This window comes from Butyrivibrio sp. AE2005 (assembly GCF_000686965.1).
Classification (GTDB): Bacteria; Bacillota; Clostridia; order Lachnospirales; family Lachnospiraceae; genus Butyrivibrio; species Butyrivibrio hungatei_A.
The window spans coordinates 1-18,176 of record NZ_JMMD01000023.1 but is presented as its reverse complement, the minus strand read 5'-3'; the positions used below and the strand labels follow the sequence as shown (position 1 = coordinate 18,176).

The window sequence follows — 18,176 nt, the reverse complement described above, 5'->3', positions numbered from 1 at the left end:
ATTGATATGGATAATAGTGTAATAAAGGTTTCTCATGTAAGTAAATCTTATAAGCTTTATGATAAACCTATTGATAGATTGATAGAATCATGGTCATTAAATAAGAAAAAGAGTTATCATCGGGACTATTATGCTTTAAATGATATAAATTTCGATATAAAGAAGGGAGAATGTGTAGGCATTGTAGGAACAAACGGTGCAGGTAAGTCGACACTTCTTAAGATTATTACCGGTGTATTACAGCCTTCATCAGGTTCAGTTACAGTAGATGGAAAGATTAGTGCGTTACTGGAACTTGGAACAGGTTTTAATATGGAGTATACGGGCCTTAAAAATATCTATCTCAATGGTACGATGATGGGATATACCAAAGAAGAAATGGATCGGAAGGTTGCAGATATAATTGAATTTGCAGAGATTGGTAATTTCATCAATCAGCCGGTTAAGACCTATTCCAGCGGTATGTTTGCGCGCTTGGCTTTTGCTGTTGCTATCAATGTTGAACCTGACATTCTGATTGTAGATGAAGCGCTTAGTGTGGGAGATATTTTCTTCCAGGCAAAATGCTTTAAGAAGTTTTCAGAGTTTCAAGAGATGGGAAAAACTATCCTATTTGTTTCTCATGATCTTAGTAGTGTATTAAAATATTGCAATAAATGTATTTTGATAAACAAAGGAAAGCAGATTGCAATGGGTGATACTGCTGATGTTGTTAACTTATACAGAAAAGTACTTGTGCAGGATTCGAAGGAAAAAGATGCTATAAAAGAGAATGATCCTCTTTCGGGAGCAGATGACCAAAAGAATACTGATGATAGAGCTGATAAGCAGGCAAATGGAGAATTATGGAAAAATACTCTTTTAATCAATAGAAATTTTGTAGAGTATGGAAATGACAGAGCAAAGATAATTGATTTTGCAATAGTGGATGATCAGGGCAATGTTTCAACCTCAATCATGAAGGGCACGGAATATGAAGTCAGAGTGAAGGTTGAGTTTTATGATGATATAACAGCTCCTATTTTTGCCTACACGATAAAAGATCTTAAGGGAACAGAGCTTACAGGAACAAACACAGTTCTTGAGAATAATAATGTTAAAGAAGCCAAAAAAGGCGATATAATTACTGCATGTTTTAAGCAGAAAATGTGCTTGCAGGGAGGACAATATTTGTTATCCATAGCATGTACCGGATATGAAGGCGACAAGTTTGTGGTTCATCACAGATTGTTTGATATCTGTAACCTTCATGTCATTTCTGAGAAAAACACTATAGGATTTTTTGATAGTAATGCAAGTGTCAGATATATGTAAAGAGGAACTATAATGGATGTTACAATAGTTATACCAACCAAAAATGCAGGAAATATTCTTGATGAATGTTTAAAAAAAGTTTTTGAGCAAAAAACAAAATACGAGTATGAAGTAATTTGTGTAGATTCAGGCTCATCTGATGATACATTGGACATTTTGAAAAAGTATCCTGTTAAACTTTATCAGATTTCGGCGGCGGAATTTGGACATGGGAAGACAAGAAATTACGGGGCTTCAAAGGGAAGCGGAGAATACATTGTTTTTATTACGCAAGATGCAGTTCCGGCATCTGATACATGGCTTGATAGTTTTATCGACGCAATGAAATTGGATTCGGATATTGTCGGAGGCTTTGGAATTCACTATCCATATCCTGATTGTAATATTATAGACAAAAGAGATTTAAAACTGCATTTTGAAGGTTTTGGCCTTGATAATACGATTTTTTCAATTGAAGATAAGGAAAGATATGAAAAAGATGAAGTTTATCGCCGATATCTTTCATTCTTTAGTGATAATAATTCTTGCATAAGAAGAGATATTTGGCAAAAATATCCATATGATGATGTTGAATTTGCTGAAGACCAAATGTGGGCAAGAAAGATGATTGAGAAGGGGTACAAAAAAGTATATTGCCCATATGCACCTGTTTATCATTCGCACAATTATGATATTCATTCATATTTGGGAAGATATTATGATGAAAGTAAGGGGTTATATGAAATATATCAGACAATAGGCGTTAAGCACTGGTACTATATTCTTCCCGCAGTAATGAAACATAATTATATAGATAACGAATACTTCAAGAGTATCAATTTAAGTGGCAAAGAGCTTGTAGAAGCAAAAAGATATAGTTCAAGAAGAAATTATGCAAGATATGTGGGGGCTTATTTTGGGGGATACTATCATTCATATCCAAATTGGTTTAAGGACTTTTTGGATAAGAAAATATCTCAACAGTATGAGCAAAGGAGTAAATGATTTTTGAGAATAGTGGATTTATTGAAAAAAGCGATATATATTTATAAAACTCGTGGCAGTGAAGGGGTTAAAAATGCCATAGATAATTCTTATGGAATGAGGGATATTATTCAGTTTTATGGATGGATAACTGATAATAGTGTAATTGAACTTGACAAGGAACAGAAAGAAAAAATGCGTGGTGAAAAGACCACATTAAACTGGGTAATACCTGATTTGGATATCGGATCAGGTGGGCATATGAACATTTTTAGATTTATTTCGCTTCTTGAAAAAATGGGGGTACATAACAGAATATATCTTTTTGCAAGTACAAGGTTTGCAAGTGATGAGGAATTCAGAAGCTTTTTAAAAGAATATTATTCCTCAACATTAACAAGTGATTTTGTAGAGGCATACAATAGTACTGAGAGTATGACATATGCGCATGCTACGCTGGCAACAGGCTGGCAGACAGCTTATTTCGTAAGACGTTTTAATAATACGGATGAGAAATTTTACTTTGTACAGGATTTCGAACCGTGCTTTTTCCCTTTGGGATCTGAGTATTTGTTTGCAGAAAATACATACAAATTTGGCTTCAAGGGGATAACTGCCGGAGGATGGCTGAAAGATAAACTTCATGACGAATATGGAATGGAAACAGGATCTTTTGGGTTTTCATATGATAAAGAATTATATAATCCTAAAGAAAAACATGACGATGTACAAAGACTGTTCTTTTATGCTAGGCCGGTTACACCACGTAGATCGTTTGAGCTTGGCCTGCTTGCATTAAATGAAATATATAAGAAAAAGCCAAATATAAAAGTAGTATTTGCAGGATGGGATATCAGTAATTACAAAATTCCTTTTGAGCATTTTAATGCCGGATGTGTAAAACTTGAAGAATTATCTGAGTTATATGCGCAGTGTGATATTTGTATTGTTATGTCTACATCCAATTTATCGCTATTGCCTTTGGAAGTAATGGCGTCAAATTCTGTAGTTGCTACATCTTATGGGGCAAATAATGAATGGCTTATTGATGATCAAAATGCAATTTTGTTTAACAACGATCCTAATGATATAGCGGAAAAGATAATATATCATTTAGATAATCCGGACGAATTGCAGAAGAAAAGAGAAAATGGTAAGAAATTTGCTCTTGCTACAAGTTGGGAAGATGAAGCTCGTAAAGTGTATGATTTTATAAAAAAGGAAACTAATATTGATGAATGAAAAAAAAGTTCTGGTATTAGGGGGGAATGGTTTTATTGGAACCAATCTATGTGTTTATCTTAGAGGATTAGGATATGATGTGTATTCTTTTGACAGAGTATTGCCAAAGGAATCGATTGAGGGGATAAAGTATATTGAAGGTGATTTCTTTGATGATGATACATTAAAGAATGCCGTTAGTGAAAAAGATGTAATCATTCATGCTATATCAACTATTACTCCCGGAAACTCTAATACGGAGTATATGAGAGGATATAAAAAAGATTTTATTCAGTCGGTAAAACTGTGTGAGTTGGCAAGAGATATCGATGCTAAACTTATCTTTTTATCTTCGGGCGGAACTGTATATGGAATTCAGGAACAAATGCCAATTAAAGAAGATGCATTGCCGCACCCTATCAATCACTACGGAAATATTAAATTGTGCATTGAAAACACAATGATCTCATTTAAATATCAAAACGATATGGATATAGCGATTGCAAGAATTGCTAATCCATATGGTCCGGGACAGGATTCGGAAAAAGGAGTGGGCTTTATTGATGCTGTAATAAAGAATGCGCTTTCAGGCAATGCTGTAGATGTGTACGGAGATGGGTTAGTAGTAAGAGACTATATCTATATTGATGATGTGTGCAAGGCAATAGCGGCGCTTATCGATCATAAAATTGAAGGGCTTCCGATTGTAAATATAAGCACGGGGGTTGGCGTCACAATAAATGAGATATTGGATATAGTTAAAGATATACATGGTCATTTGAAAGTAAACTATAAAGAATCTCGAACAGTCGATCTTGCGAAAGCTGTTCTTGATAATGCTAAGATAAGGAAAATTGTTGGTGAAGATTTTTGTGCTTTGAGAGAGGGTGTTGAAAAGTATTACCACTATATCAAAGCAGAAAGATGGAAAAGATAATTATTGAGAGAATAATAAATGTTAGGCTTAATAGATTTCATCAGAAAAGTATTTCATATATTTAAGACACATGGCATAAGAGGAGTCAAAGCTGCGGTAGACTCCTCTTATGGTAATTCGGATATAATTCATGGCTATAGCTGGATAAGTGATGATTTAGTTATTGTATATAATGAAAAACAGAAATTAGAAAATGGTGATACGATCACGCTTAACTGGATTTTACCTGATTTTGATCTTGGATCCGGTGGTCCTGTGACAATTCTGAGGTTTGTTTCTAATCTTGAAGATTTGGGCTTTCACAACAGAATCTATCTTTTTGGCGGAAAAAGGTTTAACGACAATAAAAGTTTTCATAGTTTTCTTTATACGTCATATGCGAAAATTCTTACAAATCCAAATGTTGAAGCTTTCAGTGATGTCATTTCAATAAAATATGCAACTGCTACCGTGGCAACGGGCTGGCAGACGGCATATTTTGTTAAACGCTTCAATAATACAGAAAGAAAATTCTATTTTGTTCAGGATTTTGAACCGTATTTTTATCCAATGGGTTCAGAATTTCTTTGGGCTGAGGAGACATACAAGTTTGGCTTTACAGGTATTACTGCGGGTGATTGGCTTAAGGAAAAGCTAAGTGATGAATACGGCATGAAAACCGAGAGCTTTCATTTTGCTGTTGATAAAAAGGTGTATAAGCATAGAGAAAAAGAAGATAAAACAAAACGTATTTTCTTTTATGCAAGACCTACAACTGCCAGAAGAGCTTTTGAAATGGGCATATTAGCTCTTAATGAGATATGCAAGCGAGATAAGAATATAGAAGTAGTCTTTGCGGGATGGGACATTGGAAGCTATATTATTCCATTTAAGTATAGAAATGAGGGAATTGTATCTGAGGATAGATTATCATATTTATATTCTCAGTGTGACATCTGTATGTTGATGTCGGCTACAAATCTATCATTATTGCCGCTTGAGATTATGGCATCCAATTCTGTTGTTGCTACAACACGAGGTGCTAATAACGAGTGGCTTCTTGATGATGAAAACGCAATTTTATTCGGAAATAACCCGGTTGAAATAGCCAATACTATAATCAGCTATCTTAATAACTCTGTAGCGTTAGATGAAAAGAGAAAAAAGGGAGCTGAAATCGTAGAAGATTTAAGCTGGAAAAAAGAAGCTGAGAAAGTATATGCATATATATGTAAAAACATATAATGTAAGTTACAGGTGAACCAATTGCACAGAGGGTTTTATCATTGGATTTTTTGTGCAAAAAATATATATTAAGAAAGAATAGATGGAATTATGAAAATATTGATGATTTGAAGAATAGCAAACCTAGAGTAGTTGTCTATAATCCGGTTCAGGAAGCATGGAGTTATCAGTATTTTACTAATTCATTTTTCAAGGAATTAAAAAAGGAGTATATATACATTTTTCAGAACAGCCAAGTGATGATTGGCAGTATAGCGTATGGATTAGAAGAGACTAGAACTAAAAATGTGCATTGTAAGCGCGAGATAATCACAAGATTATCTCGCGCTTACTAACTTTCTGAGAAAGCTATATTAGTTATAGAATTAAAAAAAAAATCATGATATAATCTTACAGATGTCAAAATGTCTGTTTATTGACATCTTTATAATGTTAGTAACATTATTTTTGTTTTTAATTTAAGTAATAAAATCTGTTATAGAGCTATATTAAGTTACTATTTTCATTGTTTTCAAAGAGCAGTACCCAGTTTTTTAGAATTAAGTGTTATTGTTAATATCCATATATAAGATTGCTATAAGCAAATTGTTAGAGGGAGTAAATTGACGAGGAGAGTACATTTATGGGTAAACTTCTAGTTATTGTACCTGCATATAATGAGGCAGATAATCTGAAAAGGGTTATAGATGAACTGTTGGCATTTGGATATGATTATCTAATAGTTAATGATGGGTCTTTAGATGAGACAGAGAATATATGCAAGGAACATGGCTATAATAGAATCTCTTTTCCAATTAATCTTGGATTATCTGCAGCTTTCCAAGCGGGGATGAAATATGCTGATCGAAATGGATATGAAATGGCTATACAATATGATGGGGATGGCCAGCATGATCCTAGATATATAAAAGGAATGGTTGAAACAATGTTATCGTGCAATGCAGATATAGTCATTGGTTCACGCTTTATAGAGGGGAATAGAAAGGTATCTGTTAGAAATATTGGAAATATGCTTTTAGGATGGCTTATTTTCTTTGTGACTAGAAGGCGAATTATTGATTCTACAAGTGGTATGCGTTTGTATAGTCGAAGAATGATAGAGTGTTTAAGCAGAGAATGTAATTTTCCACCTGAGCCGGATACTATTGCGTATTTTTTGAAAAATGGATATAACGTCAAAGAAGTTCCGATAAAAATTAGAGAAAGAATCGCAGGAGATAGTTACTTAAATATTGGAAATGCAATTAGATATATGGTTGATATGATTGTTTCCATTGTTTTTATTCAAAACTTTAGAAAGAGATAATGAGATGAGCACTTTATTAAGAATTTCACTGGTTATTGTTTCTGTTTTCACTCTATGGTATATAATTCGGAAAATTAGAAAATCGCAAATGATTACAAAAGATGCCAGCTTTTGGGTGTTGTTTTCTGCGGCTTTAATACTGTTTGCGGTATTTCCTTCTATAGTTATTTATACTGCAGATTTGTTTGGAATACAATCTCCGGTTAACGGGACATTTTTAATTATAATTTTTATACTGCTAATAAAAGTTTTTTTGCTTTCGATAAAGGTATCTAAGCTGGAGAGTAAATTGACAGTTTTGACAGAAGAGATTGCATTAAAAGAGAAAGAAAGAGAGAACGGGAATTCATGAAAATTTTGTTTTTAAATTTACCATATAAGTTTGACATAAGTAGAGCAAGTAGATGGCCTGAAAAGACAAAGAGTGGAACGATGTATTATCCTTATTGGATATGCTATGCAGCAGGTGTATGCATGGAAAAGGGATATGATGTTGATTTAGTTGACTGCATAGCTCGAAAAATGACAACTGAACAGGTCGTTGAATACGTAAAAAAGTCTAATGCCGATTATATTATGGGAGAGATCACAACATCTACTTGTGCTCATGATTATGAAGTGATTCATGCGATAAAGAAGGAAAGTCCTAATGTAAAGATAATAATCGGTGGTACACATGCAACCGTTTTGTCTAAGAAAGTAATGGAAGAATGTCTTGATATTGATGTTGTAGCAAGACAAGAGTATGACTTTACAATTGATGAAATCATGAGTGGGGGAGATGATTTATCAAATGTACTAGGAATTACATATAGAAATGGAAATGACATTGTTGTACAGAAAGATAGACCATGGCTGGAAAATCTGGATAAATTGCCCATGGTTTCAAAAGTATATGAAAAATTCTTAGATGTGCATGATTACTGTTATGCTTTTGCTCAGAGCCCCATGATTCAGGTTTTTAGTTCAAGGGGATGTCCGTTTATGTGCAATTTTTGTTCATATCCAGAAAGCATGAGTGGAAGACGATTCCGAGTAAGAAGTGTACAGAATTTTGTTGATGAGCTTGAATATATACATACGAATATGCCTTATATTCGAGAAATCTTTATTGAAGATGATACTTTTACGGTAGATAAAGAAAGAGTAAAACAGGTATGTGCTGAAATATTGAATCGTGGATTAAAACTTGTTTGGTCTTGCAATACAAGGGCAAATACGATTGATTATGACACTATGAAAATCATGAAAGAGTCCGGCTGCAGACTTTTAGTAGTTGGATATGAATCAGGCAACCAGAAAGTTTTGGATGAAACCAGAAAAGGAATTAAGCTTGAGCAGTCACTGGAATTTGCTAAGAATGCAAAGAAATTAGGACTAAAGGTATTCGGCTGCTTTATGATAGGTCTAAAAGGTGATGACAGAAATACAATTGAGGATACATTTAAATTTGCAAAAAAAGTGTATCCGGATATGGTATTTTTTCAGCAAGCAGTACCTTTTCCAGGAACGGCATTCTATGAATGGGTAAAAAAGGAAGGGTATCTTAGAACCGAAGATTATTCAAAATGGTTAAATTCAGATGGATATCTTAATTGCCTTGTAGACTATCCGTATGCTGATCATAAAGAAATCGAAAAGATTAGAGATAATCTTATGAGTAGATATTATTTTTCATTTACATATATTTTTAAAACCTTTTTGGCAAATTTGGATTGGTTTGAGTTTAAACGTGTGATGAAAGGTGGAGTCACATATATATTATTTAGAATAAAGAAAGCATTTAAAAGAGAATGTTAGTTAGAAAAGGGTAAATGAAAAGAACTAGGGATATTATGAGAGTGATATTGATTATATTGGCATTTTTGTGCGGGCTATATAATTTATATCTGAGAAATAATAAAAACTATATTGATTGCGCATGGGTATGGCTTGGAATAGCGTTTATTTTTTTTGTGGATTTTTTGCTTGGAAGCGCTTGTGATAAAACGCTGGGAACAGTTTGGTGTATAGGGAATCTTTTTTTATTTGTCCTTCTATCGTTGGCAGTTTATATCATTTGGGCTAATGGTGAAAACACATTTGAAGGAAGTGAAGAAAAGATAATGATACTTGCCGGTGGGTTTCAGAGAAGTGGTCAATTATCTACGGATACATTGGCTAGATTACAACTTGCATTATCTTTGGGAGATAATAATTCGGAATATATTATTACCGGTGGGTTATTACTTAATGGAAAAAGAGAAGCAGAATTAATGAAGCAAGAAATAATTGTAAGCGGTGGTGATGTAGATAGAATAATAACGGATGCGAAGGCAAATGATACGCATCAAAATATAGTGAATTGTAAGAGGTATCTTACTGATTGTGATAATACTGTAGTTGTTAGCAGTAGATACCATTTACTTAGAATAAAGATGTTATTGGCAAAGTGTGGCATTACTGGTATTCATGTCGCAGGAGCACGAACGGATATATCACTTATTCCACATAACTATGTAAGAGAGATTTGTTCTCTAATCAGAGATACATTTTATGGATGGATAGACTGGTCATTATTATGGAGATAACGAATTACGCTGTTACTGTTGTTATAACAGCATATAATTTGGAAAAATATATAAATAGTTGTTTTAATGGTCTTGTGTCTCAGGATATGCAGGATTTTGATGTTTTGTTTGTTAATGATGCATCTACAGATAAAACAATGGAAATGGTATCACGATGGAAAGAACGCTTTAAGAGTAGATTACATATTCTTGATTTAGATAATAATACAGGCATGCCCGCATTGGCGCGAAATGCGGCATTAGATAGTGGTTTGATAGATGGAGAGTATGTTTTGTTTATAGATGGGGACGATCTAATAGAAAACAACATGCTTTCAAAGCTATATAATACTGCATTACAGGGAGAAAAAGCAGATGTTTGTATTTGTGCTTTTGATCGGATCGATAAAGCGACAGGAAAAAGAATTAGTACAGATATGAAAGGTTTTCCTTCGGAATACTTTATTACCGGTAATGATGATATGTTGGCATTTATAAATACTTCGCCTTGGAATAAACTGTGGAAGTATGATGTGATTAAAGAATTAAGATATCCATCTTTTAAGGTCGGAGAAGAAGTTTCTTTTAATTTCCGTGGATATATGGCAGCAAATAAAATTCGATTTGTAGATGATGTACTTATCCATTATATGGTGCATAGAGATTCTGTTATATCAAATACAGAGGAAAAAACGATATGGGATTTTGCTGAAGATTTGAAACAGCTTGAAAGAGAAGTATCAGAAAAGTATAAAAATGTAGTTCAGCTTATTATTTTTATTCATATTGGTTTGTCAATGGCAACTAGGGCATGTGAGAATGATAAAGTGGATTTTGATGATTATTTGAGAAGAATCAGTTTGTATTTTGATGAATTTATATGGTTTAAAGGAAATAAGCTTCTATCATTTATGAATTTGTCTAGAAGAGGATTAAAAGGTATATGTATTTGGTTGGCTTTTCTGATGTATAAGTGTAGGTTGGTCGGGAAAGTAATTCGGGTAGGTTATAAACTTTCGAAACGTATGAGATTTTGAGTTATTAGTAATGTGATATTGCACTAGGAGAAAAAGAAAGTGGATACTACTAAAAAAGGATATATTATTATTGCTCTTATAGTACTACTAATCATGGTGGTAGATTTGTGTATTAGTAACGCTCCATATGCATATGCCGAAACAACAATGATAGATTTGACAAGTGATATGTTTGAAGTTGACAGTGTGGGGCTTATTACAAAAGAAACCGTAATAATACAGACTTTTTTGTGTACCGAAAATATGATAAGTGGGATAGCATTGTATCCAAGCAATTATGGTCGACTTAATGAAGGTGAATTAAATATACAATTAGTTGATCAGGAAAGTGATACACTTTTAAAAATGTGGGAGTATGATGTATCTAAAATATCTTCTGATCAAGCGATTATACTTATGTATGATTTTTATGATAAATATGACGATATGAAAGGAAGGACTTATAAAATAATCATATCTGGTGAAAATTTAGGAGAGGGAACTACTCTAACTCTATATAAAAATATGAGTAATAGTGAATATGATAATTGCGAGTTATGGGGTGATGGAATAGCTCAGAATGGAAATTTGAAATGTAAAATAAATGGTGTTTCTAATAAGGTTAATTTTAGAATGGTACAAATACTAATATACTTGTATTTATTGATTGTTTTAGAAGTTGCATGGAAACTATGTATATCTATTAGCAGAAGAAATCGGGAGATTAAAATTTGAAAAGATATTTGAAAATATTGGGATTGCTGATATGGACAATATTTTTACTGTGGTTATTTCCGTTAGATGATATTCGAGAATATTCGATTAAACGTGTTGGAGTGCCAGCCAAAGATACACTATTTATTTTTGGGGATAATGTGGTAGTACAGAACTTTTCTTGCGACAAAGATTTTAATGCTATTGAATTAGCTGTTTCATTTTATGATACTACATATTATTCGGATGGATTATTTACAATAAAAATATATGATGAAAACTATAATTGTATAAAGAGCCAGGATATATCTCGGATCGATATAGAGGGAGAGTATATTGCAGTTTCGTTACCGTATACGTGTAAAAAAGACAAATTATATACGATAGAAATTTCAGCACCTACTCTTGAAAAAAATAATTGTATTAAGATAAATACTTATGCTGACTCAACGAGAAAAAATGCTGAGATGAATGGAGTTATTTTAGATTCTTCTATAGGTATAGCAACATATGAGAGTAAAAGTAATGTTTTGATTATATTTGCTCTTATTTTATACGGAATAGGAATAATTATATGGATATTTGATAATAGGCATATATTAGAGCAAAAAGCATTTTCTTTGATTATGTTATTAGGAATTGCTTTTATGTTGTGCATAACACCTTATAGCGTACCAGATGAATATACACATTATTGTTATGCGCTTAGATTATCAAATATATTATTACATCAAGAAGATATAGGATTAATAGATGCGGAATGTTTAAATAGCCAAGGAATTATTGGACATAAGAATGCGAATTCTTCATTTGCGACAATACTAAATAGTTGTTATCTGGATAAAATTGACGAAAAGATATATATATATGAAGGATCACAGATGATCAATCTAATAATGTATTTTTTTTCGGCAATAGGAATTGTATTAGGACGTATGGTTGGAGCAGGTTTTTTACAAATTTTTTATTTGGGGCGATTATTTAATCTTGTTATATATGCCATGTTGTCTTCATTAGCGATTAGGATTATTCCGAAGAATAAAGAGTTACTTTTTATAATAGCAACCATGCCTATATGTTTACAACAGGGAATGTCATATTCTTATGATTCTATGCTTAATGGCTTGAGTTTTTTATTTATTGCGTATGTATTATATGTTTATGAAACGACAGTTTGTGTTGGATGGGAACAGATATTTTATATTGGTGTGTTATCCTGTCTTTTAACACCAATCAAGATAATATATGGAGTATTATTGCTTTTTACATTGATAATTCCCGTAAACAAATTTAAAAATAAGAGAGATAGAATTATTAAATATGGTGTTATTGTAGCTATGAATATAGGGATACTTCTTTTGACAGATGTTTACGCAATTATAGCTAAGGCAAAAGGGTATGTTTTGAATGGATATAGAACATATACAATACATGATTTATTTGACAAGCCAATATATTTTATTCATTTTTTTTCTGTGAGTTTTGCTAACTCCTTTATAGAGTGGGGAAAATCGGCTATAGGTAGTATGTTATCAGGGTGTACATTATTGGTCCCTGAATGGATGATTTTGGGATATGCTATTGCATTATTGCTAATGTTGATATATGAGGATGGATACAGATTAAATTTAACTCAGCGGCATGTCATTTTTTTTACTGTTTTATTGGGAGTATTAGGAATTATGGTTGCTGGGTTTGCATGGACAGTATTTGGAAAAGAATATATAGAAGGTATACAGGGGAGATATTTTGTTCCTTTTTTGCTTCCAGGGTTGATTTTGCTTAGAAGCATTGATTTGGTTGAATTAAAAAGAAAAGTTGATTCAGCATATTTATATTGGCTTTTTCAGATAGCTGTTATTGTATGGGTGGGTAGTAATGTTGTGTATTAAAGTTATATAGAAAAAAGAGGTATCATGTGAAAACTAGAGATTTATTTGTTATTGTAATGTATCTATTATTTGGAGTGTCTGGAACAACGCTTATAAAACTGGCTTCTAGAATTAAAGAGCATGCATGGTTTGAAATTTTTGGTATCTGTATAACCCCAAAGTTTATAGTAGGGATAATATGTTATGGTATTTCATTTTTGATATTTATTTTTATGGTATCAAAGTTACAGATTAGTATAGTGATCCCTTTAGTTGCTGCTTTAAATAGTATTGCTGTTATAATAATTGGAATAAAAATATTCGGAGAATCAATTAATGCAGGGCAGATGGTCGGAGTATCTATACTTGTGCTAGGTGTTTTTCTTACCGGATATTTTACAAAATAAGGAAAGCTGTTATTTGTAATTGAGCTAATTTTTGGGGGCGAGTTTTTTATGTGGGCGTTATCATCATTGTCCTTTATATTAGTAGTGTATTTGATAGGCGATTTGTATTATAGAGATAATTCAGAACAGAGAATTTCGGCAAAAATTTCAGCGGGATTTTTTTTATTGTTGGGGATATTTGAGATTGTTTCAATACCGCTCATGTTTTTTCATTTAAATTATTATCTCGTATATTTTTTATGCGTGGTGATGATAGTAGGGGTTCTGTTTTTTTGGATAAAAAGTTTTAAAAAACCAAAAAAAGAATTTATTGTTTTAAAGCCGGATAATTGGCTAATTTTATCAGCATGTATAATATTAGGTCAAATATTGGTATATATTATTTGCACTATTTCTGATGCTGATGATAGTTTTTATTTATCAATAATTTCTGATGCAATTCTGGGAAATCCTGTATTGAGTTATGATACTACAACAGGAATCAAGAGCTTTAAGTTTCAAGAAACATATAGTTTAGGCGGATACGAGCTTCTTTTAGCTTTTTTTTGTCGCACTTTTAGAATTAATCCGGCAGCATTTTGCCACACTTATTTACCTATAGTTTTAATTATTGTTCAATACTGCGTAATCTATGAACTTATATGTTTTCTAAGTGATAAGAATAGAAATCTATTGTTGTGTATTTTTGCTTTTTTTAATTGTATGGGTGGATATTCAGTATATTCTCGAGCATATTTTTTTGCAACAAGATTATGGCAAGGAAAAGGTGTTTATGTATGCATAGTCTTACCATTTTTGATGTTACAGCTATTGAAGATGATAAATATTGATAAATTTGATAAGAAATATTTGTTTCTTTTATGTGTGATTTTATATGCTTCATATGCAACAACTGCTGTAGCCATCTATTTAACTCCATTTTTTTATTTTGCATTAGCTATAACGGTATGTATATTAAATAGAAAAAAGTTATGTCTTGAAATGTTGGTTATTCCAGGTATTGTATCAATCCCGTTTGTGTTTTTAAAGTTTATTTTATTGCATAGAAATTATTACATTGTAACTCGACAGGAAGGTACAATTACTGGAAATGAGTATTGGTATTTGTTGAAGAGAAGTAACGGAGATGGAATCTACTATATCATTTATTTCATTGCTATTTTAATTATTATGATATGGGGAAAAGAAAAAGTAAAAAAAATGTTTTTGCTGATTCCAATAGTGGAGTTGGTATCATTTATTAATCCTTTTTTGTGTGATTGGATTGGGAATAATTTAACTGGAAAAGAGACATATTGGCGTATCTTTTGGCTGATTCCGGTAGATATTACAATCTTATATGCAGTTGCATGTATGCTTGAAAAGGCAATTAAGAAATGTTTAATTATTATACCTACACTTGTAATTACCTTATTAGTAGGAAGATTTTCATATACAGGTAACAAATTTAAAATGGCGGAGAATTCGGAAAAACTGCATGATAGTATCATTAAGATAGTTGATATACTTCCGAAAGGAAGTGCGATATTACTTCCTGAAGAATACTATTGTGAATTGAGGCAATATACTGGTGATATTTTGCTTACTTGGTCTAGATATATGGAAGTTAATTATAATCTGAATGGCGAACAGCAAAAATATGAAGATTTGCTAAGTGCATTATCTAGTATATATGAAGACAATGATTACAATTGTATAAAAGTAATAAAAGACGAGCTACCAATGGATTATATTGGGGTATATACAAATTCAGTAACGGATTATCTAAAATCCAATTATGATCAGATATATAGTGATGATGATATTACTGTTTTTGGCCTGACAAAGTGATATAAATGAAATAAGTTATTATCAAATATTAATATGTCTTTACATTTAACAACAATATCAAGGGAGGAAAAGTATGGATAGGAATGATGGAAATAATCACAGCATTTATACAAGATGGTGGGGAAACAAAAAAAGACGTGATTATAAGTTGCATAGTGCAGGAAATAGATGGATAAACGGTAGGATTAATGATGTTATTCAAGAATGTTTGACGAGTCAAGGACAGTATGTAGATAGTGTTACGGATATTGGAAGCGGAGATGGTAGTAGGGCATTCTTTTTAAGCAAATGTATTCCTGAGGCAACTATTCGTGGGATTGATTTTGTTCAGGAAGCTGTTGATGTGGCTAATAAATCATATGGCGACGATAAAAAGTTAAAGTTTGAATGTGTGGATGCAAGTGGGGCGATAGATATAAGTAGTACAATGGTGAGTGCTTTTGGAGTACTTGAGCATATACCTAATTGGAAAACTGCACTAGATGGATGGCTTAACAATCCTGATATAAAGTATTTTTTGTGTTATTTTCCTACGGGGAAATTGCGTAAAAATGAGAAATATGTGGGACATGTTAATGCATTTCATGTAGGAGAAGTCGAACATTATTTAGAAGAAAAAGGTTGGAAAGCATTGGCAGCGACTTATGGAGGTTTTCCGTTTTATTCTCCTATAATGAGAACACTTCAGTATATGTCTGTACCAAGATATGAAGAGTATAATACAGTTGAAATTTCGGGGCTTAATAAGATATTTCATGATATTGTTTATTTTTTATTCCGCTATTGTTCATGCCAAAAGACAAAAGGGGATGAATTTATCGGATTATTTGAACGGGAATGATTGATAGTATTATTGTAATTATTTTTTTGGGCGATGGAGATAAATTTTAAGATGATAGTCGTAGATAAAATGAACGGAGCCATTATAGGTAGACATAGAAGAATATGGGGGAAAAAGTGATAAATTTTGTGAGTTTTATATTGGTACTTTTGATAGTAATACTATATAAAAAAACAGCTAAATTGCAGTTAAATAGTAATTCATTTAGCAAAAATATAAGACTTGCTTTATTTTGGATTTATATTATTCTTCAAAGTTATATAGGCGGAGCATATATTGTTCAAAATATCTTTTGTGAACCTAGCTTTGGTGATACTTCGGAATATATAGCGATGAGCTATGAGGGTGAAAAAAATGCTTACAGATCAATGTTATATCCATTAATAATAAAATTGTGTAGGAAAGTAATAGGGGCTGATCACTATATGTTAAGTTTATATGTTTTTCAGATGGCAGTTGCTGTTATTTCGATTGCTTATTTGGTTGTTATTATTTTAAAACACTCAAATAGTGGATATAACTGGGCTGATGTATGTGCTATAACTATGGGAGTTTTTTTTATACCGCAAGTAATGGGGTTCAATATGGCGGTTTTAACAGATTCATTTGCATGTTCAATGTTGATTATTATGACAGCATGTGGGACAGACGTTTTTTGTAACAGGAAGATGAATTTAAAAAATATGATTGTTCTATGCGTTTCTTTTTCATTAGGAATATTGTTGAGATATGAACGAATGGTATTTGGGATAGCTTTTTTTCTTGGATTAGCTGTGGGTGTTTATTGGATGAAAAGAGAAAAAAAGATTTTTTATCAGATAGCAGTAGTGATTTTTGTGGGAATAGTATTATCACAGGGGTTTAATGCATTAACTCCAAATTCGGAGATGGATTCAAGGCATGAAATGTCAACAGAATTAATACTTTTACCAAGAATAGTACCGGGGTATGGTGAGAAATATTATGATAAGTATTCAGAAGCAACTCGAAAAATTTTCAATAAAGAAATGCTTAAGGGTATAGATGATGAAGCTGTATATATACCTTCTTTACTTTATGAACTAGAAGATTACTATAGTAAAGAAAAAGTGTCGGCAGCAATATATGATATGTGCAGAACAATTTTGGCAAATGAATGGATGTCGATTTTTATTGATACATTGGCAAAATGTTTTTTGTATGCTTTCCCACGTTTGTTTGCAATTATTGAGTTTCATATTGCACATGTAGGCGGTTTGGATTGGAATTATTCAAGGTTCATAATGCATACGCCAACTCTTTCTGATTTTTATTACAGATTTGGAGTATATATTCCTTTAATTGGAACTATCTGTTGCGTATTTCGACAAATATACTTATTTATTAAATGTAGAAAACAGCAAAAGAAGCTAGCGGTATGGGGGATTGTTGTATTGGTATGGGTATTAAGTATTGGAATATGGGGAGTAGTAAATCCATCTAGAGCAAATGATAGGTATGTTCTAGTGTTTTATATTTTTGGAGAATTATGGATGCTTTTGAAGTGGACAAATAATGAGAATCTTCGGGTGGAGAAATGCTAAACAAGTAGCATTTTTTCTTTGGTTTATAGCCTTTTGATTGCTGGAGTTAGTTGATTATCTAGACTTCTTTCTGAAAAAACGCATGAAAATTGTTTTACGCTGTGAAGTTAAATATATGAAAGACTAACTATTAAAGAAAGTCAATAAAAATGTTCTAAAACAGAAATGTTTTGAATAAAGTGGCGATGACACATTCATCGTAATCAGTACCTTGAAAACTGCATGACAAATAGAGCATCGTTTTAGATGCTCTTGAAAGAAGATTTGTACGGAATTAGTTAAGCTGCTTTGTTGTATGACTGATGAGATTTCTCAAGCTGATATATCAGTCTAACGAGCTTCTTCGCCGCATGGGATACAGCGACATAATAATGCTTCCCTTCAGCCCGCTTTTTGGCGAGGTATGCATTGAACGTCGGAT

Annotated in this window: 16 protein-coding genes and 1 pseudogene; 16 read left to right on the top strand and 1 reads right to left on the bottom strand. The window is 32.3% G+C overall.

The features are described 5' to 3' along the window. The first annotated feature begins 6 nt into the window (after window positions 1-6). The 16 genes from DL92_RS0113130 to DL92_RS0113050 all read left to right on the top strand — a co-directional run bounded on the left by DL92_RS0113130 (window position 7) and on the right by DL92_RS0113050 (window position 17,755). Window positions 7-1,314, top strand: coding sequence for an ABC transporter ATP-binding protein (locus DL92_RS0113130; RefSeq protein WP_026667977.1), 1,308 nt, complete (start codon window positions 7-9; stop codon window positions 1,312-1,314). Window positions 1,315-1,326: 12 nt separating this feature from the next. Continuing rightward, the gene (locus DL92_RS0113125; RefSeq protein ID WP_026667976.1) at window positions 1,327-2,298 is read left to right on the top strand and encodes a glycosyltransferase family 2 protein; all 972 of its coding nucleotides are present in this window, start codon (window positions 1,327-1,329) and stop codon (window positions 2,296-2,298) included. A gap of 12 nt (window positions 2,299-2,310) precedes the next feature. After that, window positions 2,311-3,519, top strand: a complete 1,209-nt coding sequence (locus tag DL92_RS0113120; RefSeq protein WP_242845866.1) for a glycosyltransferase family 4 protein — start codon at window positions 2,311-2,313, stop codon at window positions 3,517-3,519. Beyond that, window positions 3,512-4,435 (top strand): NAD-dependent epimerase/dehydratase family protein, encoded by a 924-nt coding sequence (locus DL92_RS0113115; RefSeq protein ID WP_034469216.1) that lies wholly within the window; start codon window positions 3,512-3,514, stop codon window positions 4,433-4,435. Before DL92_RS0113120 ends, DL92_RS0113115 begins: the two co-directional genes overlap by 8 nt. 18 nt (window positions 4,436-4,453) lie before the next feature. Further along, entirely contained in the window at window positions 4,454-5,659 is a 1,206-nt protein-coding gene (locus DL92_RS19360; protein WP_034469213.1) for a glycosyltransferase family 4 protein, read from the top strand. Window positions 5,660-6,281: 622 nt separating this feature from the next. Continuing rightward, window positions 6,282-6,965: a glycosyltransferase family 2 protein gene (locus DL92_RS0113100; RefSeq protein WP_026667972.1), complete on the top strand. Its 684-nt coding sequence runs from the start codon at window positions 6,282-6,284 to the stop codon at window positions 6,963-6,965. Window positions 6,966-6,969: 4 nt separating this feature from the next. Further along, window positions 6,970-7,317 carry a DUF2304 domain-containing protein gene (locus DL92_RS0113095; protein WP_026667971.1) on the top strand — a complete coding sequence of 116 codons (348 nt, stop codon included), beginning with the start codon at window positions 6,970-6,972 and terminating at the stop codon, window positions 7,315-7,317. Continuing rightward, window positions 7,314-8,765, top strand: coding sequence for a B12-binding domain-containing radical SAM protein (locus DL92_RS0113090; protein WP_026667970.1), 1,452 nt, complete (start codon window positions 7,314-7,316; stop codon window positions 8,763-8,765). The genes DL92_RS0113095 and DL92_RS0113090 overlap by 4 nt, the downstream gene beginning before the upstream one ends. A gap of 14 nt (window positions 8,766-8,779) precedes the next feature. Further along, window positions 8,780-9,535, top strand: a complete 756-nt coding sequence (locus DL92_RS0113085) for a YdcF family protein (RefSeq protein ID WP_026667969.1) — start codon at window positions 8,780-8,782, stop codon at window positions 9,533-9,535. Further along, window positions 9,505-10,551, top strand: coding sequence for a glycosyltransferase family 2 protein (locus tag DL92_RS0113080; protein WP_081816910.1), 1,047 nt, complete (start codon window positions 9,505-9,507; stop codon window positions 10,549-10,551). The genes DL92_RS0113085 and DL92_RS0113080 overlap by 31 nt, the downstream gene beginning before the upstream one ends. Before the next feature lie 39 nt (window positions 10,552-10,590). Then, on the top strand, window positions 10,591-11,265 hold the full coding sequence (locus DL92_RS0113075) for a hypothetical protein (protein ID WP_026667967.1): 675 nt from the start codon (window positions 10,591-10,593) through the stop codon (window positions 11,263-11,265). Further along, window positions 11,262-13,136: a DUF2142 domain-containing protein gene (locus tag DL92_RS0113070; protein ID WP_026667966.1), complete on the top strand. Its 1,875-nt coding sequence runs from the start codon at window positions 11,262-11,264 to the stop codon at window positions 13,134-13,136. Before DL92_RS0113075 ends, DL92_RS0113070 begins: the two co-directional genes overlap by 4 nt. Window positions 13,137-13,162: 26 nt before the next feature. Beyond that, window positions 13,163-13,522, top strand: coding sequence for a hypothetical protein (locus DL92_RS0113065; protein ID WP_026667965.1), 360 nt, complete (start codon window positions 13,163-13,165; stop codon window positions 13,520-13,522). Window positions 13,523-13,570: 48 nt separating this feature from the next. Further along, the gene (locus DL92_RS0113060; protein WP_026667964.1) at window positions 13,571-15,352 is read left to right on the top strand and encodes a DUF6077 domain-containing protein; all 1,782 of its coding nucleotides are present in this window, start codon (window positions 13,571-13,573) and stop codon (window positions 15,350-15,352) included. Window positions 15,353-15,425: 73 nt separating this feature from the next. Next, a complete protein-coding gene (locus DL92_RS19355; protein ID WP_051625353.1) occupies window positions 15,426-16,193 on the top strand; it encodes a class I SAM-dependent methyltransferase in 768 nt (255 codons plus the stop codon). A gap of 104 nt (window positions 16,194-16,297) precedes the next feature. Beyond that, window positions 16,298-17,755: a hypothetical protein gene (locus DL92_RS0113050; RefSeq protein ID WP_026667963.1), complete on the top strand. Its 1,458-nt coding sequence runs from the start codon at window positions 16,298-16,300 to the stop codon at window positions 17,753-17,755. Between the two features lie 278 nt (window positions 17,756-18,033). Here the strand turns inward: DL92_RS0113050 and DL92_RS21830 are convergent. After that, a pseudogene (locus DL92_RS21830) lies at window positions 18,034-18,176 on the bottom strand (IS110 family transposase); the annotation flags it as partial.

Coding starts and splice junctions, on each gene's coding strand:
- DL92_RS0113130 (WP_026667977.1), top strand. CDS start 7: ATGGATAATAGTGTAATAAAGGTTTCTCATGTAAGTAAATCTTATAAG.
- DL92_RS0113125 (WP_026667976.1), top strand. CDS start 1,327: ATGGATGTTACAATAGTTATACCAACCAAAAATGCAGGAAATATTCTT.
- DL92_RS0113115 (WP_034469216.1), top strand. CDS start 3,512: ATGAATGAAAAAAAAGTTCTGGTATTAGGGGGGAATGGTTTTATTGGA.
- DL92_RS19360 (WP_034469213.1), top strand. CDS start 4,454: ATGTTAGGCTTAATAGATTTCATCAGAAAAGTATTTCATATATTTAAG.
- DL92_RS0113100 (WP_026667972.1), top strand. CDS start 6,282: ATGGGTAAACTTCTAGTTATTGTACCTGCATATAATGAGGCAGATAAT.
- DL92_RS0113095 (WP_026667971.1), top strand. CDS start 6,970: ATGAGCACTTTATTAAGAATTTCACTGGTTATTGTTTCTGTTTTCACT.
- DL92_RS0113090 (WP_026667970.1), top strand. CDS start 7,314: ATGAAAATTTTGTTTTTAAATTTACCATATAAGTTTGACATAAGTAGA.
- DL92_RS0113085 (WP_026667969.1), top strand. CDS start 8,780: ATGAAAAGAACTAGGGATATTATGAGAGTGATATTGATTATATTGGCA.
- DL92_RS0113080 (WP_081816910.1), top strand. CDS start 9,505: ATGGATAGACTGGTCATTATTATGGAGATAACGAATTACGCTGTTACT.
- DL92_RS0113060 (WP_026667964.1), top strand. CDS start 13,571: ATGTGGGCGTTATCATCATTGTCCTTTATATTAGTAGTGTATTTGATA.
- DL92_RS19355 (WP_051625353.1), top strand. CDS start 15,426: ATGGATAGGAATGATGGAAATAATCACAGCATTTATACAAGATGGTGG.
- DL92_RS0113050 (WP_026667963.1), top strand. CDS start 16,298: ATGGGGGAAAAAGTGATAAATTTTGTGAGTTTTATATTGGTACTTTTG.